This window comes from Micropruina sp., from assembly GCF_047602385.1.
Classification (GTDB): Bacteria; Actinomycetota; Actinomycetes; order Propionibacteriales; family Propionibacteriaceae; genus Micropruina.
In genome coordinates this window covers 384,240-407,014 of record NZ_JASGHL010000004.1, presented here as the reverse complement: position 1 = coordinate 407,014, position 22,775 = coordinate 384,240, and the positions used below count along the sequence as shown (strand labels likewise).

Annotated in this window: 20 protein-coding genes and 1 pseudogene; 14 read left to right on the top strand and 7 right to left on the bottom strand. The window is 69.7% G+C overall.

The genetic code is table 11. The features are described 5' to 3' along the window. Positions 1-41 precede the first annotated feature (41 nt). The 7 genes from QM711_RS14995 (at position 42) to QM711_RS14965 (ending at position 5,215) form a co-directional block, all read left to right on the top strand. Positions 42-314, top strand: a complete 273-nt coding sequence (locus tag QM711_RS14995; protein WP_415100718.1) for a type II toxin-antitoxin system Phd/YefM family antitoxin — start codon at positions 42-44, stop codon at positions 312-314. Between the two features lie 33 nt (positions 315-347). Beyond that, positions 348-617, top strand: a complete 270-nt coding sequence (locus QM711_RS14990; RefSeq protein WP_415100716.1) for a type II toxin-antitoxin system RelE family toxin — start codon at positions 348-350, stop codon at positions 615-617. Between the two features lie 102 nt (positions 618-719). After that, positions 720-2,381 carry an NERD domain-containing protein gene (locus QM711_RS14985; RefSeq protein WP_415100714.1) on the top strand — a complete coding sequence of 554 codons (1,662 nt, stop codon included), beginning with the start codon at positions 720-722 and terminating at the stop codon, positions 2,379-2,381. Between the two features lie 110 nt (positions 2,382-2,491). After that, complete coding sequence (locus QM711_RS14980; RefSeq protein WP_415100712.1) at positions 2,492-3,301, top strand: alpha/beta fold hydrolase; 810 nt, start codon at positions 2,492-2,494, stop codon at positions 3,299-3,301. Between the two features lie 273 nt (positions 3,302-3,574). After that, positions 3,575-4,192, top strand: a complete 618-nt coding sequence (locus QM711_RS14975; RefSeq protein WP_415100710.1) for a dihydrofolate reductase family protein — start codon at positions 3,575-3,577, stop codon at positions 4,190-4,192. Further along, positions 4,192-4,623 (top strand): hypothetical protein, encoded by a 432-nt coding sequence (locus QM711_RS14970; protein ID WP_415100708.1) that lies wholly within the window; start codon positions 4,192-4,194, stop codon positions 4,621-4,623. Before QM711_RS14975 ends, QM711_RS14970 begins: the two co-directional genes overlap by 1 nt. A 52-nt stretch (positions 4,624-4,675) precedes the next feature. Next, positions 4,676-5,215 (top strand): hypothetical protein, encoded by a 540-nt coding sequence (locus QM711_RS14965; protein ID WP_415100706.1) that lies wholly within the window; start codon positions 4,676-4,678, stop codon positions 5,213-5,215. Between the two features lie 202 nt (positions 5,216-5,417). Here the strand turns inward: QM711_RS14965 and QM711_RS14960 are convergent, their stop codons facing one another. The 4 genes from QM711_RS14960 to QM711_RS14945 are packed head-to-tail and all read right to left on the bottom strand — an operon-like array spanning position 5,418 to position 9,467. Beyond that, positions 5,418-6,173 carry a response regulator transcription factor gene (locus QM711_RS14960; RefSeq protein ID WP_415100704.1) on the bottom strand — a complete coding sequence of 252 codons (756 nt, stop codon included), beginning with the start codon at positions 6,171-6,173 and terminating at the stop codon, positions 5,418-5,420. Beyond that, positions 6,170-6,781, bottom strand: a complete 612-nt coding sequence (locus QM711_RS14955) for a hypothetical protein (protein WP_415100702.1) — start codon at positions 6,779-6,781, stop codon at positions 6,170-6,172. Before QM711_RS14955 ends, QM711_RS14960 begins: the two co-directional genes overlap by 4 nt. Continuing rightward, entirely contained in the window at positions 6,778-7,311 is a 534-nt protein-coding gene (locus QM711_RS14950) for a pyruvoyl-dependent arginine decarboxylase (RefSeq protein ID WP_415100700.1), read from the bottom strand. The genes QM711_RS14955 and QM711_RS14950 overlap by 4 nt, the downstream gene beginning before the upstream one ends. A gap of 20 nt (positions 7,312-7,331) precedes the next feature. Continuing rightward, entirely contained in the window at positions 7,332-9,467 is a 2,136-nt protein-coding gene (locus tag QM711_RS14945; protein WP_415100698.1) for a sensor histidine kinase, read from the bottom strand. A gap of 173 nt (positions 9,468-9,640) precedes the next feature. On the opposite strand from QM711_RS14945, the pseudogene QM711_RS14940 reads away from it, so the two are divergent. The 3 genes and pseudogenes from QM711_RS14940 to QM711_RS14930 form a co-directional block, all read left to right on the top strand. Then, positions 9,641-9,820: pseudogene (locus QM711_RS14940) on the top strand (hypothetical protein); the annotation flags it as partial. Positions 9,821-9,929: 109 nt separating this feature from the next. Then, entirely contained in the window at positions 9,930-10,058 is a 129-nt protein-coding gene (locus QM711_RS14935) for a hypothetical protein (RefSeq protein WP_415100952.1), read from the top strand. Continuing rightward, positions 10,055-10,387 (top strand): Hpt domain-containing protein, encoded by a 333-nt coding sequence (locus QM711_RS14930; RefSeq protein WP_415100944.1) that lies wholly within the window; start codon positions 10,055-10,057, stop codon positions 10,385-10,387. Before QM711_RS14935 ends, QM711_RS14930 begins: the two co-directional genes overlap by 4 nt. Positions 10,388-10,484: 97 nt before the next feature. On the opposite strand, the gene QM711_RS14925 is transcribed toward QM711_RS14930, so the two are convergent. Then, a complete protein-coding gene (locus QM711_RS14925; RefSeq protein ID WP_415100696.1) occupies positions 10,485-10,877 on the bottom strand; it encodes a hypothetical protein in 393 nt (130 codons plus the stop codon). Between the two features lie 699 nt (positions 10,878-11,576). Then, a complete protein-coding gene (locus QM711_RS14920; protein ID WP_415100694.1) occupies positions 11,577-12,215 on the bottom strand; it encodes a hypothetical protein in 639 nt (212 codons plus the stop codon). Between the two features lie 178 nt (positions 12,216-12,393). Here QM711_RS14920 and QM711_RS14915 point away from each other — a divergent pair, with 178 nt between their 5' ends. The 3 genes from QM711_RS14915 (at position 12,394) to QM711_RS14905 (ending at position 18,702) form a co-directional block, all read left to right on the top strand. Then, positions 12,394-14,451 (top strand): sensor histidine kinase, encoded by a 2,058-nt coding sequence (locus tag QM711_RS14915; RefSeq protein WP_415100692.1) that lies wholly within the window; start codon positions 12,394-12,396, stop codon positions 14,449-14,451. Then, positions 14,448-15,107, top strand: a complete 660-nt coding sequence (locus QM711_RS14910) for a response regulator (RefSeq protein WP_415100690.1) — start codon at positions 14,448-14,450, stop codon at positions 15,105-15,107. Before QM711_RS14915 ends, QM711_RS14910 begins: the two co-directional genes overlap by 4 nt. A 235-nt stretch (positions 15,108-15,342) precedes the next feature. Beyond that, on the top strand, positions 15,343-18,702 hold the full coding sequence (locus QM711_RS14905; RefSeq protein WP_415100688.1) for a beta strand repeat-containing protein: 3,360 nt from the start codon (positions 15,343-15,345) through the stop codon (positions 18,700-18,702). Positions 18,703-18,797: 95 nt separating this feature from the next. Here QM711_RS14905 and QM711_RS14900 read toward each other — a convergent pair whose 3' ends face one another. Beyond that, complete coding sequence (locus QM711_RS14900; protein ID WP_415100686.1) at positions 18,798-19,385, bottom strand: hypothetical protein; 588 nt, start codon at positions 19,383-19,385, stop codon at positions 18,798-18,800. A gap of 183 nt (positions 19,386-19,568) precedes the next feature. Between QM711_RS14900 and QM711_RS14895 the strand changes: the two genes are divergently transcribed. After that, positions 19,569-22,760, top strand: a complete 3,192-nt coding sequence (locus tag QM711_RS14895) for an SNF2-related protein (RefSeq protein ID WP_415100684.1) — start codon at positions 19,569-19,571, stop codon at positions 22,758-22,760. The last annotated feature ends 15 nt before the right edge of the window (positions 22,761-22,775 follow it).

Below are 22,775 nucleotides of genomic sequence, written 5' to 3'. Positions count from 1 at the left end.
TCACAGCAGATGTGACTACATTCGTGGTCTATCCTGATGCAGTGACTACTGTGCCGATCCGTACCGCCAAGGCCCGACTGAGCGAGATCGTCGATCAGGCCATCAAGACCCACGACCAGGTGACCATCACCCGCAACGGTGTCCCGGCCGCGGTGCTGGTCAGTAGCGAGGAGTGGGAGGCACTCCAAGAGACCCTGTTCTGGCTCAGCAAGGGCGCCGAGCGTGATGTCCGTGAGGGAATTGCCGCGTATGAGGCGGGGGAGACGCTCAGCGAGGAACAGGTCCGTCGGCTGCTCGCCGGGGATGGTCAGTGACAGTGCGGGCTGTCGAAAGGCTTGGCACCTGACGTGCCCTATCGCGTCGAACTGTCGCCGAGTGCTGCTCGGGATGTGAACCGGATTCCCGCGAGGTATCCGGCAGCGATCGTTGAGTTCGTCTACGGTCCGTTGGCGGAGAATCCGCATCGTCTCGGCAGCGAACTACGTGGGGAACTCACGGGTTCGCGAAACGCCCGAAGGGGCTCCTATCGAGTTCTGTACACGATCATCGAGGACGACCGAGTGGTTGTGGTGCATCGCGTTGATCACCGCGCCACCACATATCGTCCGCGGGGATAGGTCTGGGTCGGTGCTGGGCGATTCCGGGCGGGAAGGCGGTGTCCACCGGCCGCTGAGTGGCCGTCCGTGCGATTCTTGGCGCACACCCCAAGGAGTTGCACCGTGGCGACCAGTATTCCCGACCAGCCGACGTTCGTGACGCCGTCCGAGCGCGCGGTGTGGCAGAAGGTCCGCGCCCAGCTCAGTGACGACTGCATTCTGCTCGCCAACTACCGGCTGAGCGATCAACACAAGGATCACGCGGCCGACCTGATCGTGCTGATGCCCGGCTCGGGGATCGTGGTCGTCGAGGTCAAGGGCAGCCACGTCTGGGTCGAGCCGGACGGCAGATGGATGATCGAGCGTGGCGGCGCGAAGCCGATCGACCCGGTCGGTCAGGCGCGCGGCGCCCTCTATGCCGTCCGGCGCTACGTCGAGACCGACCCGCGCTGGGGTTCGCGAACCCGGGTCCGGTGGAGTCACCACGTCGTACTGGCCCGGACGGCGCTGGCCGACGACTTCGCCACGCCGCAGTGTCCGCGCTGGATGGTCACCGGGCAGCAAGAGTTGGCCGATCTCGGTGGACGGCTCTGGGACGTCACCTCGCTGCACCGCACAGACGCCCGGCCGCCGTCCGCCGACGACGTCCAGTTGATCCGGGAGATCCTCGTCGGGCGGAACCTCCCGGGTCGTGACCTGGTGGCGATCGCCGAGGACCGTGCCGAGTACGCCGACAGGCTGACCATGGAGCAGGCCGAGCTGCTGCGGGTCACCCGGCTGCTCAACCGGGTCGAGATCCGCGGCGGAGCGGGCAGCGGCAAGACGGTGCTGGCGATCCGGCAGGCGTCCGACCTTGCCAGCGGCCGGATCAGCGGTCAGCGGCAGCGGGTCGCGGTGGTCTGCTACAGCTATGGACTGGCCCACCACCTGCGGCGGGCACTGCTTATCGGATCGAGGTCGAAGCGCCCCGCCTTCGTCGGAACCTTCGAGGACCTTGCCCGCAGCTGGGGCATCGACGTCGCCGGCTCCCGCGACGACTCCGACTATTGGGAGGCCCGGCTGCCGGCGCTGATGGCCGTGCGAGCCGGTGACCTCACCGATGCGCAGCGGTTCGACGCCGTCGTGGTCGACGAGGCCCAGGACTTCGCCGACGACTGGTGGACGCCGCTGGTGCGGGCGCTGCGCGACGAGGCGGCCGGCGGCGTCTACGCCTACAGCGACGAACGGCAGCGGGTGTTCGCCCGGTTCGGACGCCCACCGCTGGCCCTGGTGCCGCTGGTGCTCGACCACAACCTGCGCAACACCCGGCAGATCGCGTCCAGCTTCGTGTCGCTGGCGCCGTCCTCGATGGTGCTGCGGGGCGGCGACGGTCCCGAGGTGGAGTTCGTGGCCTCGTCCGTGGACGGCGCCATCGAAACCGCCGACGACCAGGTGGATCGGCTGCTCGATGAGGGCTGGGAGAGCAAGGACGTCGCGCTGCTCACCGTCGGCGCGCGGCACCCGGTGCAGAAGGAGCGGCAGGAGAGCCTCGGTTTCGCCGCCTACTGGGAGGATTTCTGGGGTGGGGACGACGTGTTCTACGGCCACGTCCTCGGCTTCAAAGGCATGGAGCGCCGCGCCGTCGTGCTCTGCCTCAACGAGGACGGCACTCGCGACCGCAGCAGAGAACGGCTCTACGTCGGGCTGTCCCGGGCGACCGACCGGCTGGTGGTGGTCGGCGATCCGGCAGTCATCGAGCGGGTGGGCGGCCGCGAGGTGCTGGAACGGCTGACCGATCGGCGCTGACCGGGTCCTTGGCTGCCGCGGGCGGACGTTGGCAGGCCCCGGAACCCGGGGAGAGCTCGGCGGTTGAGCAAGCTCGAGTCACGCTGGTGGGGTTCGTCTACCGTTCATCCATGAGCGCGCGGCACTCTCAGCGGGAGGAAGTCACCTACCGGCGCCGCTACGTGGGCACGGTCGAGTACCACCGCAGCCGCTACGGCCACGGCTACGCATCGATGGCCGTCTACCGGTTCGAGTGCGTGGGCGAGCGCAGCGGCCCGGACTACGTGCTGGTGCACGGCATCGGAGTGTCGGCCAAGGCGTACGGACCCACGGCAGTGGAACTGGTCGAGCACAGCGACGTGCTGTTGGTCGACCTGCCCGGCTACGGACGCTCGCCGCGCCCCGACATCGACATGACCATTGCCGACCACGCCAAGGTGCTGAGCGACTTTCTGGCCGACCGCAACCTCGATCATCCCTTGGTGGTGGGCCACTCGATGGGCACTCAGGTGGTTGCCGAACTGGCCGCTGACTACCCCGATCAGATCGACCACATCGCGCTGATCGCGCCGGTGATCGTCCCCGAAGCCCGCTCGCTGCCGGGCGCCGCGCGGCTGCTGCTGCGCAACGGACGGCTGGAGCCGCTCAGCGTCACCGCCATGGCCGTGCAGGACTACCTGTTCGGGGCCGGAATTCCGTACATGATGCAGCAGACCAAGCACCTGCTCGGTGCCCGCATCGAAGAACTGGCCGAACAGATCACCGCCAAGACCCTGGTCATTTGCGGTGACACCGACCCGATCGTGCCACTGGAGTGGGGGCAGTACCTCGCGGCGTCACTGCGGCACGGTTGGTACGAGACGGTGCCCGGTCCGCACGCCACGATGTTCGCGGCCCCGAAGCTGATCGCCGACCTGCTGTACGAGCACGGCCTCCGCTGATTTCGCGGTCGAACTCGGCGCGTGGCCCGACCAATCCGTCCGCCGCAAGCCTCCGAAAGGAAAGGGCTGATCAACGCGGGGTCTGGCTGGCAGAGCCTGTCGATACCCCCGGCCGAGACGTCTCGCCGTCGAGCTCGACCGACGATGTGCAGCGCTTCGCCAATTGCGGCGGGGCACACCCTCGGGCGCGTCCCGCGCTTTGCTGACACCTGCGTCTCGACAATCTCGACGAATAGCTACAGCCTGAATGTCCTGAGCGAACGGAGGAATCACATGGCCAGGTTGATCGCCATCATGTCCATGTCGCTGGACGGCTTCGTGGCCGACCCCGAGGACGGCGTGACCGAAGTCTTCGGCTGGCAATTCACCTCCGGCGACGTCGAGGTGAACACCGGCGGAGCGGACGCCATGACGCTGCGCATGTCGGCGCCGAGTGCAGCCCACTACCTCGGGCTGACGTCCGAACTCGGTGCCGTGCTGACCGGACGCCGGACCTTCGACAAGGCCGAAGGCTGGGGTGGCAACCACGCCTGGGGACCCGCCTTCGTACTCACCCACCACGTCCCGGACGGCTGGCCGCGCGCCGGCTCGGCGGTGCACTTCGTCACCGACGGGCTCGACAGCGCCGTCCAGCAGGCGAAGGACGCGGCCGGCGAGAAGGCGGTGGGAGTGCACGGCGCCGACACCATTCAGCAGTTGCTCAACGCCGGCCTGCTGGACGAGCTCGCGATCGATGTCGCCGCGGTGCTGCTCGGCTCGGGCGTCCGGCTTTTCGATCAGCTGGACGCCGCGCCGGTGCTCGGCGACCCGAGCGTCGTCCAGGGGGTCGGGGTGACACACCTGCGCTACCCGGTGTCGCGGGCGGAGCATCCCTCACCGGGAACCCGATGATGGACACGGCCGACCAGGTCGAGGCCTACCTTGCCAGCCAACCCGAACCCAAGCAGAGCGACCTGCGCCAGCTACACGGGCACGTGATCGCGGAGTTTCCGCTGGCCAGGCTGTGGTTCACCGACGGGACGAACGAGCAGGGAAAGGTGGTCGCCAACCCCAACATCGGCTACGGCGAGTACACGATCCGCTACGCCAACGGTTCCTCGCGGAACTTCTACCGGATCGGTCTGAGCGCCACCGCCACCGGCATCTCGGTCTACGTACTCGGCCTCGACGACAAGACCTACCTATCCCGCAGCTACGGCACCTCGATCGGCAAGGCGAGCGTCACCGGTTACTGCATCAGATTCGGGCGCATTGCCGACATCGATCTGCATACGCTGTATGCCGCCATCCGCGATGGTCTGGCCCGCGATCTGCCGGTCTGACCGGACAACCGCCGGTGCGCTGGACGACCGTCCATGTGGTTGAGTGAGGTAGATGATCAGCACCGAGTTCCCGAGGGATCTGTTCATCACCGCCGCGATCTTCGGCATCGCCGCCTTCGCCTGGGCAGGCTGGGGACAGGAGCGTCCACTGAAGGGCCTGCTCTGGCGATTGCTGCTGAGCCTCGTCCAACTCGGGGGAGCGGTGACCGGCGGTATCGGGATCACCCAGGCGATCCGGAACTGGGGCTCGCCGACCGCGATCGTTATCGGCGGACCGGCCTTCGTCGCCTACATCGTCACCTTCTGGCTGGAGATCGCGGCGATCATCGGGCTTGCGGTCTGGGCGACCCGGCGGCAGCGAAAGGACTTGTACGCACCGTTGGCGCTTGCGGTGGTGGGCGTCCACTTCATCCCGCTGGCGTGGGTCTTCGCCCAGCCGATCTATGCGTGGACGGGTGTGATCACGACCGTCATCGCGGTGGTCGCCTGGCGCATCTCGGACGCGCCGGCGGCGCGCAGCTTCTGGTGCGGTCTGATGGGCGGCGCGACCCTGCTGGTGGTCGGTGCGGCCTGTCTGCTCGCGGCCAGGTAGTGGGTGAGCCTCGGCGTCGGACGGGGTCTCGACAAGCTCGACCAGCGAAAGAGGTCTCGACAAGCTCGACCAGCGGATGCGGGGTCTCGACTAGCTCGACCAGCGACCGTCCACAAGCTCGACCGGCGAGAAGGGTCTCGACAAGCTCGACCAGCGGATGCGGGGGCTCGACCAGCGGAGCGAGCTCGACCAGCGGTGGACCTCAGCTTTGGGACTTGGCCAATCGATAGCCGACGCCGCGGACGGTCTCGATGAAGCGGGGGTGGGTCACCGAGTCGGAGAGTTTGCGGCGCAGGTTGGCGATGTGGCTCTCGATCGAGCGCCGGTCGGCCTCGACCACGTAGCTGTTCACGTCGTTGCGGGTGAAGGCGGCGAGTTCGTCCTTGGTGATCACCCGGCGGCTGCGCTGCATCACCGCCGAGAGCAGGTCGAACTCGGTCCGGGTGAGCTCGACGGGGCGTCCGTGGAGTTCGACCAGGCGCATCTCGGGATGCATCCGCAGTCCGTTGTGGTGCAGCCAGTCCTCGCCCGGCTCGGGGGCCTCCGGCGGCGGGGGAGGCGTGGCCGGGCGCTCCAGGTTGCGGCGCCGGATCATCGCCTCGACCCGGGCCCGCAGCTCGCGCGGCCGGAACGGCTTGGCGAGGTAGTCGTCGGCGCCGGAGTTGAGCCCGGTCAGGGTGTCGATCTCGTCGCGGCGGGCCGACAGCATGATCACGTAGGTCGAGGAGAAGTCGCGGATCCGCCGGACCACCTCGAAACCGTCGATGCCGGGCAGGTTCACGTCCAGCGTGGTGAGCATCGGCTGATGCTGGTGGATCAACTCCAGCCCCAGCACGCCGTCGGTGGCCACGTGGGTGTGAAAGCCGGCCTGAGTGAGGACGACCGCCACCAGGTCGGCGATCTCGGGATCGTCCTCAATGATCACTGCGCTGCGCTCTACCGGTGTGGCCTCAGTCACGACTGTTCCTTACTTCCGTTCCCCGTCGCGCGCGCGACGTAATAGGTCTGCACGTCGACCGCCTTCACCTCGAATTCGGCGACCCGGTTGAGGACGTGCTCCGCGGCCCGGGCCACCGACCGTTCGTGGTCGTTGTACCCGCACATATCGACGGCGTAGATCCCTTTGACCGCCGCCACTCGTTGTGCCAAGCATGTCATCATCCGGGCGAATACGGGGTAGCGCCGCATATCCGGCCGGACCAGGGAAACTCCGCTGTAGAAGATCGCTTTGCGACTCCATTCGTCGGGGTACTGATGCTGGTAGTACTCCGGGCTTATCCACGGCATCGTGGACAGGTCGTCGGTGAGGGTGGTCAGGCCGGCCAGGCCGCCGTCGGCGTCCAGGGCCACGTACTTCCAGATCCGCGGATCGTCGAGTTCGGCGGTGAACTCTGCCTCGGTGAGCACCTGGCGGGCGGCGGCGAGCACCCGCAGCGGGCCGAAGGACTCCTCATAGACCGGCCAGAAGCTGTCCATCAGGTCCGGACGCGGGTGCCGGGTGCAGACGATGCTGAAGTCCCCGTAGTCCCACGGGCCCTCGATGTTGCGTTCGATCGTCTCGATCATGCCGCACCCCAACCGGCGGTGCGGTAGGTCGCCACGACCACTGAGCAGGCCGGCTGTCCCCCGCAGCGCGCCGAACTGAGCACGATGTCCTCGAACGCGAAGGACTCGCTGCGCCCGTTGGCCATGTCGGTCAGGCTGGCGTTGATCATTGTTCGCACCTGCTCCTCGGCGTGCCCGGTGTGTTCGACGAACAGCCCGCGCCCGGAGCCGTCCGTCGCCCGCGACCAGCCGATGCCCGATACCGCGTCGTCACCGCGCTCGGTGGCGAAGGCTGCCGCGTAGACGCAGTAGAGCGCGTCGCCGAAGGTGCCGCGCAGTTGCTGCTCGGGTTTGCAGACGTCGATCACCGATGCCGGCGGAATGATCGAACTCAGCCGGATCAGGTTGTGGTCGGCGACGCCCGCTGAGCGCAGCGCGCTGTCGAATGCCGCCATCGAGGTGCGGCCCTTGCCGCTCCCGGCGGAGACCCGAATGGTGAAGAGACCCGCGGAGCTGGCTCCGGAGGCGTCTTGCTCGGTCAAATTGGTCACGCCTTTCTGTTGCACGACGGTCAACCTGCAATAACTCCCGAGGATGCCTGGACCGGCTCGGGCGGCGTCTGGGCCGGCATCTCCGCGGGCAGCTCGAACCGGAAGGTGGAGCCCTCGCCGAGGGTGCTCTCCACCCAGATCCGGCCGCCCATCCGCTCGATCAGGCCACGGCAGATCGCCAGGCCGAGGCCGGTGCCGCCCTTCTCGCGGGTGTCGCTGGAATCCACCTGACTGAACCGCCCGAAGATGGCTTCCAGCTTGTCCTGGGGGATGCCGCGTCCGGTGTCGCGGACCGCGAACTCGACCAGATCTCCGCGCTGCGCCGCCTCGACCACGACCAGATCGCCGGGGTCGCTGAACCTGATGGCGTTGCCGACGAGATTGATCAGCACCTGCACCAGCCGGTCGCGATCGGCGAGGACGCGACCGGTCGCCGAGCCCAGGGAGAGCTTGATCCGGGCCGCATCGGCCATTCCGGAGGTGGCCAGCACGGCCTCCTGGCAGGGCGCGGCGACTCCGTGCGGGCGGATCGCCAGCGGCAGCATGCCGGTGTCGAGGCGTTCGATCTCGAGGATGTCGTTGACCAGCCGGCCGAGCCGGACGCTGCCCGAGGTGGCGATGTCGATCATCTTCGCCGCCTTGACCGGGATCTCGCCGAAGGCGCCACCCGAGATCAGGCCGAGCGCACCGCGGATGGAGGTCAGCGGCGTCCGCAGCTCGTGGCTGACGAAGGAGATGAACTCCTGCTTCATCCGGTCCATCTCGCGGCGCTGGCTGACGTCGCGGAAGACCACCACGGCGCCGCTGATGATGCCGTTGTCGTCCTGCAGCGGGCTGGCGGTGGCCTCCACCATGATCGTGCTGCCGTCGCCCCGGACGTAGATGTCGTCCTCGCCGGACGCCGTCAGCCCCGACGCGGTGGCCTCGGTGATGTAGCAGCCCTCGATCGGGAACGGGGTGCCGTCCTCCTGCGGGGCATGGAAGAGGTCGTGCGCGTTGGCGCCGACCAGCTGGGCCTCGGAGCGTCCGAGCAGTTTCGCGGTCGCGCTGTTGACCATGGTGATGCGGCCGTCCCGGTCGACGCCGTAGATGCCGTCCGCCACCGAACTGAGCAGCAGTTCGCGCTGGGTGGTGATCTCGCGGAGTTCCTTGGTCCGTTCGAGGACGCGAATCTCCAGGGAGCGCCGCAGCTGTTCGATGTCCATCACCAAGACGATCTGCCGCGCGACCACGGTGAGGATGAGGAAGCCCCAGACCGAGCGGGTCACGGCGGTGTGCTCGCCGTTGTAGCCGACCATCATGTTGGCTGCCGCGGCGACCAGGAACACGGCGAAGAAGACCAGGGTGCTGCGCAGCGAGGACGACTCGGGCGCCTCGGTGAGCTTCGGGTTGCCGGAGTCGGGGTGCAGGGCGGCGAGCCCCGAGAACAGGTAGCCGCCCAGCCAGCCTAGATCCCACCAGCTGCCCAGCGCGGTCGTACTGCCCTGCGTGGTGTTCACCGCATAGGCCATGTCCGAGATCGAGTAGAGCAGCAGTGCGACGCCGACCAGCATCAGCGCCGTCCGGCTCTCGGCGCCGCTGCGGGCGATCAGCAGGATGGCGACGGTCGCCATCAGCAGGTCGAGGAACGGCAGCGCCAGGATCTGGAGCTGGCCGCTGAAGGTGCCGTCCTTGCCGGCCAGCAAGGTCGGGAAGATGGTGGCGCTGGCGATGAACAGCACCGATCCGCCGACGACCAGGCCGTCCATGATCAACCGCGCGACATCGGTGTTGCGCCGGCGCAGCGGCGGGAACAGGGTGAGCCCAACCAGGCAGACGAGCAGGCCGACCAGCAGGATCGGATCGACCAGGTCGGTCCAGTCCAAGCCGGCCGGGCCGGGGCCGGGCAGCAGGCTGATCGTGTTGGCGACCACCGCCGCGCAGATGCCGATCGAGATGAGCTGCCAGGCGCGTCGCCGCCGACCCTGGCTGGAGGCTGACCGGCGCAGCGTGATCGCCGCCGTACCGGCTCCGAAGATCATCAGGAACACCGTGGAGATGACGCCCCGGGTGGACTGGTCCGGGGTCGTCCGGATCAGCATCAGGAACACGAAGGCAAGCAGCGATCCGGCCGTGCACACGACGGCAAAGGGGCGTGACAACGTGGACTTCAACATGGAGGCGGCTCGCAGCAAGGGGGGTGACGCTCACTTAACGGGGCTTTGGCGAGTATAGGGCCGCTCCGGACCCGTTGTCACAACGGGAAGAAGGCGCCGGACGGGCCGCGCCGTCGCCGATTCCGGCGCTGGTTGCCGCGTCCCGGTTCACCCGGGCACGGCGCGGCACTACGATGACCCCCACCATCCCTGGAGGAGTTGTGATGCCCATTCCGTCCGACGCGAATCCCAGGCTGCTGCTTCTAGTGGACGACGACGACGACATCCGTGAGGTGGCCGCCGCTGCCCTCGAGCTGGTGGACGGGTTTCGCGTGGTCACGGCGACGAACGGCCTCGAAGGCGTCCGTCAGGCGCAGCGGCATCGTCCGGACGGCATTTTGATGGACGTGATGATGCCCGGCATGGACGGACTGGCAGACCGCCGAGCGGCTCAAGGCGGATCCGGCCACGGCCGGTATCCCGGTGATCCTGCTGACCGCCCGGGTCGACGGCGACGAGCCAGAGGAGAACATCGCCGGAGTGATCGCGAAGCCGTTCGATCCGATGGCCCTGGGCACCGAGGTGCGACGTCTGCTCGGGTGGCAGGCGTGAGTTCATCGGACGCGATGGCCGGCGCCTACCAGGCACTCGCGCAGCGGGCCTGGGACACCAACCGGGCGCGGCTGAAGGAGTTGACCGCGGTGCTGGACGCCTGGCGCGGCGCCGGCGTCCTCGGTGCGGAGGAACGCGACCGCGGACGGTCGGTGGCGCACAGCCTGCGCGGTTCGGCGGGCACTTTCGGTCACCACCAGGCGGCGGAGGCAGCAGACGAACTGCAGAAGCTGCTGCTCGCCGGGGCCACTCCGCGGTTGGACGACGTGACCGCCCTGGTTGAGCGGATCGACCTCGGGCTGGCCGAACCGCCCGACCTGGACCTCTGACTTTCTCGCAAGCGTGGCCGCCGGACGTGCGTGCGGCAGCCGCCCTGCGACCTCGCCATCAGCCGACCCGCCCGACGACGCTCAGACTGCGGCTTCCTCAGCCGGAGGCCAGCCAGGCCCGGGTCGACGATGCGGAGCGGGTGAGCTCGGCAAACAGCATCCCGGTGTCGGCTTGGTCGCGTCCCACAGCGAGTCGCAAAGCCGCCGCCCGCAGGCTGAGTTCGTCGGCCCCGACCATGTGGCTCGAGGTCTCCAGAGTGAGCAGCCGAGTGATGCACTCGTCCCGTCGGGCCCGCTGGATGGACTCGCCGATTTCGACGATGCGTTGGTCGAGCAGCGCCAGGTAGTTGGCCACGAAGCGGGCAACCGCCGCGTCGTCGCCCAGCTGCTCGCGCATCTCGTCCAAGGCGGAAAAAGCTGAGACACCCGGGGCCGTCGGCACGAAGTCGGGTTGCTTGCCGGCATCCTCCTGTGCCGGCAAGCAACTCACGACGCACCCCCGCGAGATGGTGGGACGGTGCGTCCGGGCTTCCCAGTGGCCCCCCGACCACTGAAAGAAACGACTGCCACCCCCATGTCAGTCCCTCCTTTCGCCCTCCGCGTTCCGATCCCCGATCACCTACGAGTCCCCGGGTGTGAGAACCATCCTGCGGTAGCTGTCTGCAGACGATCTGGAGGCAACCTCAAGATCGGCTCAAGATCGTCCTAGGCTCTTGATTCGAGTCCGGCTAACTACCGAGCGACCGATCGACCCGGAACGAGCCGACGGCCGGGCGACGCACCCCCACGTCGGCCCGGCCGCCGGCCGGCTGAACGGTCGACCGCAGGGCGGCCGGCTCGTTCTGCCGCACCGGCACGGGCCGACCGGCGAACCAGGATCCCCAAGCCGGGCCGTAGCTCCGGTGAGGGGAGAGCCGATCACCGATCGATGACCGCTCCGGTCCGCCATGTGGCTCCGAAAACCGCCTGACTAGGGGCGGCGCCGGTGCATGTAGGTACCCTGCCGAAGCTTGCTCAGGTCGGACTCGGCGATAACTGCAGATTCGCTGAAGATCCGCTGGAGGTTCGCTGGAGCCCCGTCCCGGCACGCGGATCCACACCAGGCCCTCCCTAACTAACTACCTGTGCCCTCCCGCATGTGGGAGGGCACAGGTAGTTAGGGAGGGCCCTGGGGCGAGGGGCCGACGGGTCAGCGCTGGGCGGGCTTGGTGGCGACCAGGACGCCGAGGGTGGCGTAACCGACCAGCAGGTGCAGCGGGGCGACGACCTGGGCGATGGCGGGGCCGAAGACGATCAGGGTTGGAATGGTCACCACGGCCCAGCTCTCGGCGACCAACGGCCAGAACCGGCGGACGCCCTGCCACTTGCCGGCGATCGCGATCCGGATGCCGATCAGGAACATGCCGAACATCGAGAACGGCCAGCACGCGTCCAGCAGCGCCCAGCCGGGCTGGCTCAGGTCACTGATCCCGAGGCCGTCCGCGGCGGTGGACCCGATCGCGAAGGTGAGCAGCACGGTCTCCACGATCAGCGCTGCCTTGGCGATCCGTCCGTTGCCGAGGGCGTTGGTCTGCCACAGCACCCAGAGCAGCGCGAGCACGCCGACCTGGAAGAAGCCGGAGCCGAAGGCGTAGCCGATCACGCCGGTCCGCGAACTCGGGTCGAGGTCGAACAGCACCATCGCGGCCGCCCAGGTAACGGCACCGGCGGTGAGCAGGTAGCCCTGCCGGCGGAACGGGTGGCGGGAGTCCGCGGTGGCCTCGGCCGGCGCGGGGGCGGTCAGGGTCAGGTCGGAGCGGGCGGGTGCCGGCTGCTGCGAGATGGTCATGGTGGTTTCCTCCGTTTGGTTTCGCCGGACTGGCCGGCTTTGCGATGAGGTAACCCTGCTGGGCCCACCGACCCGGCAGGCAGGGTGCGGCGTCCCGATCTGTGCGGGCGGAAAGTGCCCGTCACAACGGGACGCCGGTCCCGGGGCAGCGGGACGCGGCGGCGGAGATAATGCCGGGGTGCCCCTGCGGATGCCCCGGCTCAAGCCACTGCCGATCGCGCTGCTGATCGTCGCGCTCGTGCTGGTCGTGGTCACCGCGGTCTGCCACCTGCTCCGGTTCCGGGCCGGGGGCTCACTCGACCTGGTCAGCCCGACCGCGCCACTGGGCGTGGTGATGGCGGCCTGCGCGGCGGTCATCCTGTCCCGGCATCCCGGTCACCCGCTCGGCCGGATCCTGGCCGGCTTCGGGCTGCTCTGGGCCTTCGACGGCGCGCTCGAGGCCTGGTACGGGCTGGGCATCACTCCACCGTTCGGGACGCCGCCGGACGACCTGCTGGCCGGCACCGCGTTCGCCTACTGGTTCGTCGCCCGCGCCGGGGCATTCCTGCTGGTGGGGCTGCCCTTGCTGCTGGTGCTCTACCCGACCGGACGGCTGCTGGCCGGCGGTTGGCGCTGGCTCGGCGTCGTCACCATCGCGGCGTCCGCGGTGTTGCCGGTGACCCTGCTGGTGATGCCGGCCGCCGTCCTGGAACTGGGCGTGCCGCGTCCGCCGATCGCCGATCCGGACCTGCTCAGCCTGCCGATCCCCGCCGAGATCGGCTTCCCGATGCTGGTGGTCACCCGGCTGATCACGCTGGCGTCGGTGCTGCCCGGGCTGGCTCTGGTGGTGGTCCGGCACCGCGCGGCCACCGGCGTGGAGCGGCGGCAACTGCGCTGGCTGCTCTGGGCGGGTCTGGTCTGCCTTTTCCTGGCGGTGATCAGCCTGCTGGCACCCTCGGGCGCGCTGGCCAGCTACACACTGTTCGCGGCCGTCGCGGCCACCTCGATCTCGGTGACCGTCGGCATCTGTGCGCCCGACCGCTTCGACGTGGACGGCCTGGTCGCCGACACCATCGCCTGGGGCGCCATGGGAGCGATCGTGATCGGTGTCGACCTGGCCGTGGCCGCGCTGGTCACCCAGGCGCTCGGCGAGCATCTCGACCAGCGCGAGGTCACCATGGTGGTCCTGCTGCTCGCGGTGCTGCTGTACGCGCCGCTGCGCGGGCTGGTCTGGGTGCGGGTCCGGCGTTGGCTGCTCGGACGGCGCGGCGACCGCTACCAGGTGGTCTCCGCGCTGGCCGCCCGGCTGGAGTCGAGCGGCTCGGTGGCCGATCAGCTGCCCGCGCTGGTGGCGTCCGTGGCCGACTCGTTCCGGGTGCCCTACGTCGGCGTGGAGGTCTTCGCCCCGGACGGCGGACGGCTGCTCGCCGAGCATGGACGCCGTCCGGACGAGATCACCGAACTGCCGATCGCCTACTCGGGGCAGACCGTCGGACGACTGCTCCTGCCGGTCGGCGGCGGCTTGCGGGCGGTGCTCACCAGGGCCGACCAGGCATTGCTGATGGATGTCGTCCGGCAGGCGGCGATCGCCGTCCGGCTAGGGAGCCTGGCACAGGAGGTGCAGGCCAGCCGGGAGCGGCTGGTGCTCGCCCGCGAAGAGGATCGCCGGCGGATCCGGCGGGACCTGCACGACGGGCTGGGCCCGGCGCTGGGCGGCGTCGGGCTCCGGCTGGCGGCCGCCGAGTCGGCCGTCACGGCCGACCCGGACCGGGCCCGGCAGCTCATCGCCAGCTCCCGCGCCGACCTGCGGGACGCGGTGGTCGAGGTGCGCCGGCTGGTGCACGGGCTCCGGCCGCCGGCGCTGGACGACCTGGGCCTGCTGGCCGCCGTCGAGCAGCAGGCCGACCAACTTCGCTCCGCCGGTCCCGCGGTCGCCGTCCACGCCGAGGGGCTGGACGGGCTCCCGGCCGCCGTGGAGGTGGCCGCCTACCGGATCGTCGCCGAGTCGTTGACCAACGTGGCGCGGCACGCCGCGGCGGGCGCGGTCGGCGTCCGGCTGAGTCGCGAGGCTGATGCCCTGATCGTGGAGGTCACCGACGACGGGGTCGGGATATCGTCGGAGCGGACCGCCGGCGTCGGCTTGCTCTCGGTGCGCGAGCGGGCCGCCGAACTCGGCGGGGAGGCGACCATCGGATGCCCGGCCGGCGGTGGGACCGTGGTCCGAGCCGTGCTGCCGCTGACCGGAGGAGAGTCATGACCGAGCCGATCGCGGTGCTGATCGCCGATGACCATCCGATCTACCGCGACGGACTCGCCTCGCTGCTGGATCCGCTGCCCGGTATCGACGTGGTCGGCCGGGCCGCGGACGGCGTCGAAGCCGTCGAGCAGGCGTTGGCCAGGCGTCCGGATGTGATCATCATGGATCTGCAGATGCCCCGGCTGAACGGCATCGAGGCGACCCGGCGAGTGCTGGCCGAACTGCCCGCGACCGGGGTGCTGGTGATCACCATGGGCGAGGACGAGGGCACCGTGTTCAGCGCGATCACCGCCGGCGCTCGCGGCTACCTGCTCAAGGGAGCGGACGCCGACGAGGTGGTCCAGGCGATCCGGACGGTGCACGGCGGCGGCGTGGTCTTCGGTGCCTCGCTGGCGCAGCGGATCGCCCGGGTGTTCGCCTCCGGGCCGGCAGTCGCAGGCACACCGGCGGTGTTCCCCGAACTGACCGAGCGCGAGCGGGAGATTCTCGACCTGGTCGCCGCCGGGCTCTCCAACAGCGATATCGCCGCCAGGCTTTATCTCTCACCCAAGACGGTGCGCAACAACGTCTCGGCGATCCTGGCCAAATTGCAGGCGCGGGACCGGTCGGCCGCGATCGTGACCGCCCGGGAAGCCGGACTGGGACGTCCCCGCTGATTTCCGGCGAGGCAGGTTTCGTGATGATCGGGCCGCCGCCCCGTTCGCCGCTGTCGTTGCGCTTGTCGTGGCCCCCCATTCCGGCCGGCGGTTTGCTGAATCGGTAGCCGATTGATCTGTCGAGCAGGCATTCCCGAGTCCCGAGATCCGCGATAGCCTGCCCTCCTTACGGGCAACGAGTCGGCGCACCCCCCGGAGCCAATGGACGGCTACCGCGCCGGAGAGCGAGCGGGTGATGGCGACCGGAGCAACCAGGTCCACGATGCCGCGACGACGCCGTCCCTGGGTGGCGTCGGTGCTGGCCTTCGCCCTGCTCGTGGGTACCCAGCTGGCTCAGCCACTGACGGCATTCGCCGACGGTCCGACCACATTCAGCAACAGTGCGGCAATCGCCATTCCGGCGACCGGTTCGGCGAACCAGCTCGGGCCGGCGGGTCCCTATCCCTCGTCGCTGACCGTGGCCGGAATGACCGGTGCGGTCAGCAAGGTCACCGTCACGTTTCACAACCTCAGCCATGGCAGCCTGAACGATGTCGACGCACTCCTGGTGGCACCGTCCGGCGAGAATCTGGTGGTCCTTTCCGACGCGGCCAACGAGAACACCTTCACCGAGGCGTCCAATGCGACTTTGACCTTCGATGACTCGGCCGCCAGCCAGATTCCCGGTGCCGGAAGTGTGCCGACCGGCTCGTACCGTCCTACCAATCGCGCGTTCGGAGCGACCCCGGACACTTTCCCCGCTCCGGCGCCGGCGATCTCGAACGACACCACCCTCGCCGGCGCGTTCACCGGAATCAACGCCAACGGCAGCTGGCGGCTCTTCATCGTCGACGACACCTCCGGCGACCTCGGCCAGATGGCCGGCGGCTGGAGCCTGACCATCACCACCGAAACCGCGGCGGTCGCGACCACGACCACGGTCACCTCCTCGGACGCGACCTCGGCCACCGGCTCGCCGGTCACCTTCACCGCCGCCGTCCGTTCGGACGGCTCAGCCGTCACCGCGGGCACCGTCCAGTTCAGTGCCGACGGCACCAACCTGGGCGCCGCGGTGCCGCTGAACGGCAGCGGCAACGCCACCGTGACCACCTCGTCCCTGGCCGAGGGGAGCCACCTGATCCGGGCCACCTACAGCGGCGCCACCGGCCTGCTGACCAGTACCGGCACTGTGTCCCAACGGGTCGACAACACCACCACCGTCGAGGGGAACCTGTACTGCAACACCGGACCGATCACGGTGCCGAACGCCGGCGCGTCGACGCCCTACCCGTCCAACATCCGGGTGTCGGGGCTGGCCGGGAACGTGACCAAGGTCACCGCCGAGCTCAAAGGGGTTTCGCACACCACCCCGATCGACCTGGACATCCTGCTCTCCGGCCCGACCCCGAGCAAGAACCTGTTCCTGCTCAGCGACGGCGGCGGGCAGAACCCGGCCAGCAATGTGAACCTGACCTTCGACGACGCGGCGGCAGGCACAGTTTCGGCCACCTCACTCACTTCGGGCAGCTACCGGCCGACCCGGATCGCCGACGAGTCGACCGAGAACCTGCCCGCGCCGGCCCCGGCGCTGAGTTCGGCGACCACCCTGGCCACCTTCAATGGGGCCAGCGGCAACGGCATCTGGAGTCTGTGGGTGTTCGACGACGCCACCGGCGACAACGGCTCGATCTCGGGCGGCTGGTGCCTGCGGATCGTCGCCCAGGCACCGACCAGCACCACGCTGACCGCGGCGCCCAACCCGTCCAGCTTCGGCCAGAGCGTCACCCTGACCGCGACGGTGACCAGCGACGGCGACCCCGTCTCGGTGGGCACGGTGCAGTTCGCCGACGGTGGCACCCCGCTCGGCGCGCCGGTAGCGGTCGCATCCGACGGGACGGCGACCCTCACCACGACCGAGTTCAGCGCCGGCACCCATGCCCTCACCGCGAGCTACAGCGGCACCGACGAGTACGCGGACAGCAGCGGAAGCCGTAGCCAGGTGGTGACCAAGGCCGAGACCACCACCGCGCTGATCTCCAGCGCCAATCCGGCGCAGGTGGGGGCGGCGGTCACCTTCAGCGCGACCGTGACCCGCGACGGCAGCCCGGTCGGCGCCGGCTCGGTGACCTTCAGCGTGGATGGCGCCGCCCAGCCTGCCGTCGCCGTGGACGCCAGCGGTGTGGCGACGCTGACCACGTCCGCCCTCGCCGTGGGCACCCACGCCATCGAGGCGCGATACGGCGGCACCGCCAACCTCTCGGTCAGCGACGACGATCTGGACCAGGTCGTCTCCGCGCTCAGTTCGACGACCGTGGTGGTCTCGGCGCCGAACCCTTCGGTCTTCGGCTCGGACGCCACCTTCACCGCCACGGTCACCGCCGATGGAGCGCCGGTGACCTCGGGCACCGTGCAGTTCAGTGAGAACGGGACCAGCTACGGGCCGGCAATCCCGGTTGCCGCCGACGGCACCGCGCAACTCACCGCGAACATGCTTACGGCGGGCACCCACCCGATCACCGCGACCTTCTCAGGCAACGCGACCGTGGCCGGCGGCTCGGGCACCGTCGACCATGTGGTCACCGCGGCGCCGAGCACCGTGACGCTGGTCAGCAGCGCGTCCCCGGTCGACCTCGGTGATCCGGTCACCTTCACCGCAACCGTCCGCTCCGGCGCGACACCGCTCACCTCCGGAACCGTCAGCTTCGTGGTCGACGGCACCGAGATCGGCGTCGATGAGCTGGACGCGAGCGGTGCGGCGAGCTTCACCACGTCCGGCCTCGCCGCGGGAACCCACCAGGTGGTGGCGCGCTTCGAGGGCTCGGCCAATTATGCGCCGGCCGACTCGTTCGCGTTCACTCAAGCGGTGCGGCTGGTGGCCGAGGCGGGCGGTCCGTACACGGTGGCCGAGGGGGAGTCGCTCACCCTGGACGGCGGCGGGTCCTCGCCCGGCGTCAGCTACGCCTGGGACGTCAACGGCGACGGCACGTCCGACGCGGACGGGGCCAGCGTCACCTTGACCTGGGCGCAGCTGGAGGCGCTCGGCATCAATGACGGTCCGGCCACCCGCACGGTCACCCTGCGGGTCACCTCGGGAGCGGTCAGCCTGGACGGCACGGCTGCGCTCACCGTGGTGAACAGCAGCCCGGCGTCGGTGCTCACCGGTGGCCTGACGGCGACCGCGGGGGTGCCGTTCACCATCAAGGTCGGTGCCAACGATCCTTCGTCGGCCGACATGGCTGCGCTGTTCACCTACACCGTCGACTGGGGCGACGGCTCGCCGGTCGAATCGGTGGTGGGCCCGGCGGATCCTCCGGTCACCCATACCTACGCCGTGCCGGGAAGCTACCAGGCCAGCTTCACCGCCACCGACAAGGACGGTGGCACCGGCGCCCCGGCGTCGGTGACCGTCGTCGCGGCGACCGCGCCGCCCACCCCCACACCCACGCCGAGCCAGTCGCCGGTGCCGAGCCCGACCGCGACCAGTCCGGGCGACAATCTGCCGCAGACCGGGACGTCCGCGCAGCCGGCGGTGTTGCTGGGTGGGCTCGGGTTGCTGGCGGTGGGCGCGTTGGTCCTTGCCGGATCGATGATCCGGCGGCGGAGTCGACGGCCGTAACCGGCCTCTGCCCGGTCGAGCCCGACCCGCTGCCCGGGCCTGGCGAGCGAATGCTCGGCCACCGCGGCCACCGCGGACTCAACCCGCGCGGAGGCTCAGGTCGTGCGGGACGTCCGGGTCAGGTAGGCGAGGCCGCGCGGGCTGATCTCATAGCCGACCGGGTGGCTGATCGTCAGGCCGAGGTTCTTCAGCTTGCGGACGTCGATCTTGAACGGGTCGCGCTCCCGGCCCAGCTCGGCGGCCAGATCGGGAGCCCGGGTATGCGGACGGCGCCGGATCAGTTCGAGGGTGGCCAGCGTCCAGGCGCCGTGACTGCTGGCCCGGTCGAGCCGGTCCAGGCGCAGGTCGAGGGCGGCCACGTCCGCGTCGGTCAGGGTGTCGTCGCCGCGCAGCGCGATCCGGGGGTCCTCCCCGGCCCAGGACAACGTGACCCGGTAGGTCGGCCAGTCCGCTTCGCCGGCCAGCCGGCGAAGCACCGAGCCGGCGTCGGGGTGCCCGGCGCGAACCGCGTCCGCATCGCTGATCCGGTCGGGGTCGATCGTTTCCACGGCGTCCACCCGGACCACGCCGGCTGAGGTGCGGAACTCCGACCCGGGGCGGACGTCGGGACGCCGCCAGCGCCGGAAGGCCAGGGTCACCGTGCCCTCCCGGACGCCCGACGCGATCTTCGGGGGCAGCAACATCGGACTATTGTGGCCCCCGTCCGCCGGTCGCGCGAGGCGTCCGGGCCGGGTGAGGGGTTGTGTCGGTGGCGGCTGGTTGACTTCTGCCCAGTCGGCATCGCGCCGCAGATTGAGGGGGTTCGTGCGCTACGTTCATCGGTCTGCCGCGCGTACCGACGAGATCGGCGAGAGGAGGCCCGCCGGATGACCCCCACCAAATACCCGGCCTGGGTACACGAGCTGAGCGAGCGTGACCTGCTGGCGTTGTTCGGCGCCTCGACCCTGGCCCGCGGTCAGTCCTACGCCGACCAGGGCCGGGTCGGCAGCATCGGGGTCGGGTCGGCGCCGACCGGCAGCGTGATCCAGGCCCGGGTCCGCGGCTCGTCCTACCGGGTGTATCAGACGGTCGTGCGGCACGACGTCAGCAGCGGCGAGATCAGCACCAGCTGCAGCTGCCCGGTGCGGCAGCGCTGCAAGCACGCGGCGGCGCTGATCTGGCACATGCGGCTGGTCAACGTGCGGGCGCTCACCCCGGCCTGGCAGCGCGCGCTCACCGAGGTGGTGGCCGGCACGGCGAGCCACGACAACGGCGATCCGCTGGCGATCCAGGTGACCCGGTCGTCCGGCTCGGTGCTGCTGCGCCCGCTGCAATGGGGACGGTCCGGACGCTGGGTGAAGACCGGCATCAACTGGGAGAACCTGCAATACCCCTGGTCGGGGAAGTATCTGGAGCAGCAGCGGGAGGCGCTGGCCGGGCTGGCCCGGACCCGTGACCTGCGGACCAACTCCAGCTACTACTACTCGCGACGCTCCGACGAACTCGACCTCGGCGAGCTGGGCACACCGGCCTGGTACTGGTTGCGCCAGGTGCTGGCGGCCGGTGTCGAACTGGTTCCCGGACGCGACACGCCCCCGGTGCGGGTGGCCGAACCGGCCCGGTTGGCGGCGCGGCTGACCCGCGGTGAGACCGGTCTGCAGCTGCACACGGTCGCAGTCACGGGAGAACTGGAGCGGTCGGTGCCCTACGCCAACCTGCTCGGCGATCCCCCGCACGGTTTCGCGATCGATCACGAGCATGAGCTGCTGCTGGTGCCGTTCGTCGAACCGCTGACCAAGGGCCAGCAGGCGCTGCTGCTGCAGCACGCCCGGCTCGACATTCCGCAGGCCGACGTCCCGGCGTTCGCCACGCAGTTTTTGCCGCCGCTGCGTCGGCTGGTCGACCTCGAGGTCGCCGACGACATCGAGTTGCCGCAGGCGCGGCCGCCCCGGCTGCGGATCGCGGTGGACTTCCTGCCCGACCATCTGGCGACGCTGGCCTGGACGTTCCGCTATCAGGTGGGGGAGACCGACTTCGACGTCGACCTGGAGCCGATCGGCGCGCAGCCGGTGCAACGCGATCCGGACGCCGAGCGGCGGTTGCTCGACGCGCTGCCGTCCGGCCCGTGGCCGATGTCGCCGGTGAGCACCGACGACCGGCCGGTCGAGCGGGCCACCCTGCGCGGGCCGGCGACCGCACAACTGGCCGAACTTGGACTACCGGCACTGCGTGCGGCCGGCGTCCTGGTCGAGGTCACCGGGACGCCCGCGGACTACCGGCTGGCCACCGAGGCGCCCGAGGTGCAACTCGCGGTGTCCGACCCGGCCGACGGCGCGGACTGGTTCAACCTCGACGTCCGGGTCAGCATCGAGGGCGAACCGGTCGAGTACCGGGAGCTGTTCACCGCGCTGGCGACCGGTCAGACCCATCTGATCCTGCCGTCCGGCACCTGGTTCAGCCTTGAACGGCCCGAACTCGAGCAGTTGCGCGCGCTGATCGCCGAAGCCCGCGAGTTGGCGCCTGACGGCGATCCGCAGCTGCGGCTGCGCACCGAGCACGCCGGGCTCTGGGAGGAACTGGTCTCGCTCGGCGTGGTGGCCCAGCAGTCGGCCGAGTGGCAGCGATCGGTCTCGGCCCTGCTCAACCTGGAGGAGTTGCCGGACGTCGAACCGCCGGCCGGGTTGAAGGCGACCCTGCGGCCGTACCAGCTGCACGGGTTCCGCTGGCTGCACTTCCTCTACACGGCGCGGCTGGGCGGAATCCTGGCCGACGACATGGGGCTGGGTAAGACCATGCAGGCGCTGGCGCTGACCTGCGCGCTGAAGGAGGCCGGCGACCTGGACCGGCCGCTGCTGGTGGTGGCGCCGACGTCCGTGCTCGGCACCTGGGCGGCGGAGGCGGCCCGGTTCGCGCCCGGATTGTCGGTGCGGGTCGTCAGCCAGACGGCCAAGAAGCGCGCCGAGTCGATCGAAGAGCTGGCCGACGGCGCCGACCTGGTGGTGACCTCGTACACCCTGCTGCGGCTGGACGAGGACGAGTACACCGCGCAGCGCTGGTCCGCGGTGCTGCTCGACGAGGCGCAGTTCGTGAAGAACCGGCAGGCCCGCGGGCACCAGTCGGTGCGCAAGCTGTCCGCCCGGACCAAATTCGCCATCACCGGCACCCCGCTGGAGAACAACCTGATGGACCTGTGGTCGCTGCTGTCGATCGTGGCGCCCGGGTTGTTCGCCGATCCGGTGCTGTTCGCCGACCGGTACCGCAAGCCGATCGAGTCGGGATCGGAGCCCGAGGCGCTCGCCCGGCTGCACCGGCGCGTCCGGCCGCTGATGTTGCGACGGACCAAGGAGACGGTCGCCGCCGAGCTGCCCGAGAAGCAGGAGCAGGTGCTGTCGATCGAGTTGTCGGCGGCGCACCGGCGGCTCTACGACAAGCAGCTCGCGCTGGAACGCAAGAAGGTGCTGGGCCTGGTCGATGACCTGAAACGGAATCGGATCACGATTCTGGCGGCGCTGACCAGGCTGCGGCAGCTGGCCCTTTCTCCAGCGCTGGTGCTGCCCGATCAGGCGGCGGCCTCGGCCAAGATCGACACCCTGCTCGAACTCGTCACCGAGCTTGCCGCCGAGGGGCATCGCGCGCTGGTGTTCAGCCAGTTCACCGGCTATCTGGGCCTGGTCCGCAAGCGGCTGGACGACGAGGGCATCGGTTACGCCTACCTGGACGGCCGGACCCGCGACCGGGCGGCCCGGATCGAGCAGTTCCGGTCCGGCGACGACCCGGTCTTCCTGATCAGCCTCAAGGCGGGTGGCTTCGGGCTGACCCTCACCGAGGCCGACTACGTGTTCATCCTCGACCCGTGGTGGAACCCGGCCGCCGAACTGCAGGCGATCGACCGGACCCACCGGATCGGCCAGGACAAGCCGGTGATGGTCTACCGGATGGTCAGCGCGGACACCATCGAAGAGAAGGTGGTGGCCCTGCAGGAGCGCAAGCGCGACCTGTTCGCCAAGGTGGTCGGCGAGGCCGGTGACCTGGCCGCGCCGCTCAGCGCGGCGGATATCCGTGGCCTGCTCGAACCCTGATGGTGCCGCTTCGGC

Bases quoted from the DNA above. Each gene is read 5' to 3' on its own strand.
- QM711_RS14905 (WP_415100688.1), top strand. From the start codon at position 15,343: ATGGCGACCGGAGCAACCAGGTCCACGATGCCGCGACGACGCCGTCCC.
- QM711_RS14975 (WP_415100710.1), top strand. From the start codon at position 3,575: ATGGCCAGGTTGATCGCCATCATGTCCATGTCGCTGGACGGCTTCGTG.
- QM711_RS14965 (WP_415100706.1), top strand. From the start codon at position 4,676: ATGATCAGCACCGAGTTCCCGAGGGATCTGTTCATCACCGCCGCGATC.
- QM711_RS14970 (WP_415100708.1), top strand. From the start codon at position 4,192: ATGGACACGGCCGACCAGGTCGAGGCCTACCTTGCCAGCCAACCCGAA.
- QM711_RS14980 (WP_415100712.1), top strand. From the start codon at position 2,492: ATGAGCGCGCGGCACTCTCAGCGGGAGGAAGTCACCTACCGGCGCCGC.
- QM711_RS14945 (WP_415100698.1), bottom strand. From the start codon at position 9,467: ATGTTGAAGTCCACGTTGTCACGCCCCTTTGCCGTCGTGTGCACGGCC.
- QM711_RS14895 (WP_415100684.1), top strand. From the start codon at position 19,569: ATGACCCCCACCAAATACCCGGCCTGGGTACACGAGCTGAGCGAGCGT.
- QM711_RS14900 (WP_415100686.1), bottom strand. From the start codon at position 19,385: ATGTTGCTGCCCCCGAAGATCGCGTCGGGCGTCCGGGAGGGCACGGTG.
- QM711_RS14955 (WP_415100702.1), bottom strand. From the start codon at position 6,781: ATGATCGAGACGATCGAACGCAACATCGAGGGCCCGTGGGACTACGGG.
- QM711_RS14920 (WP_415100694.1), bottom strand. From the start codon at position 12,215: ATGACCATCTCGCAGCAGCCGGCACCCGCCCGCTCCGACCTGACCCTG.
- QM711_RS14910 (WP_415100690.1), top strand. From the start codon at position 14,448: ATGACCGAGCCGATCGCGGTGCTGATCGCCGATGACCATCCGATCTAC.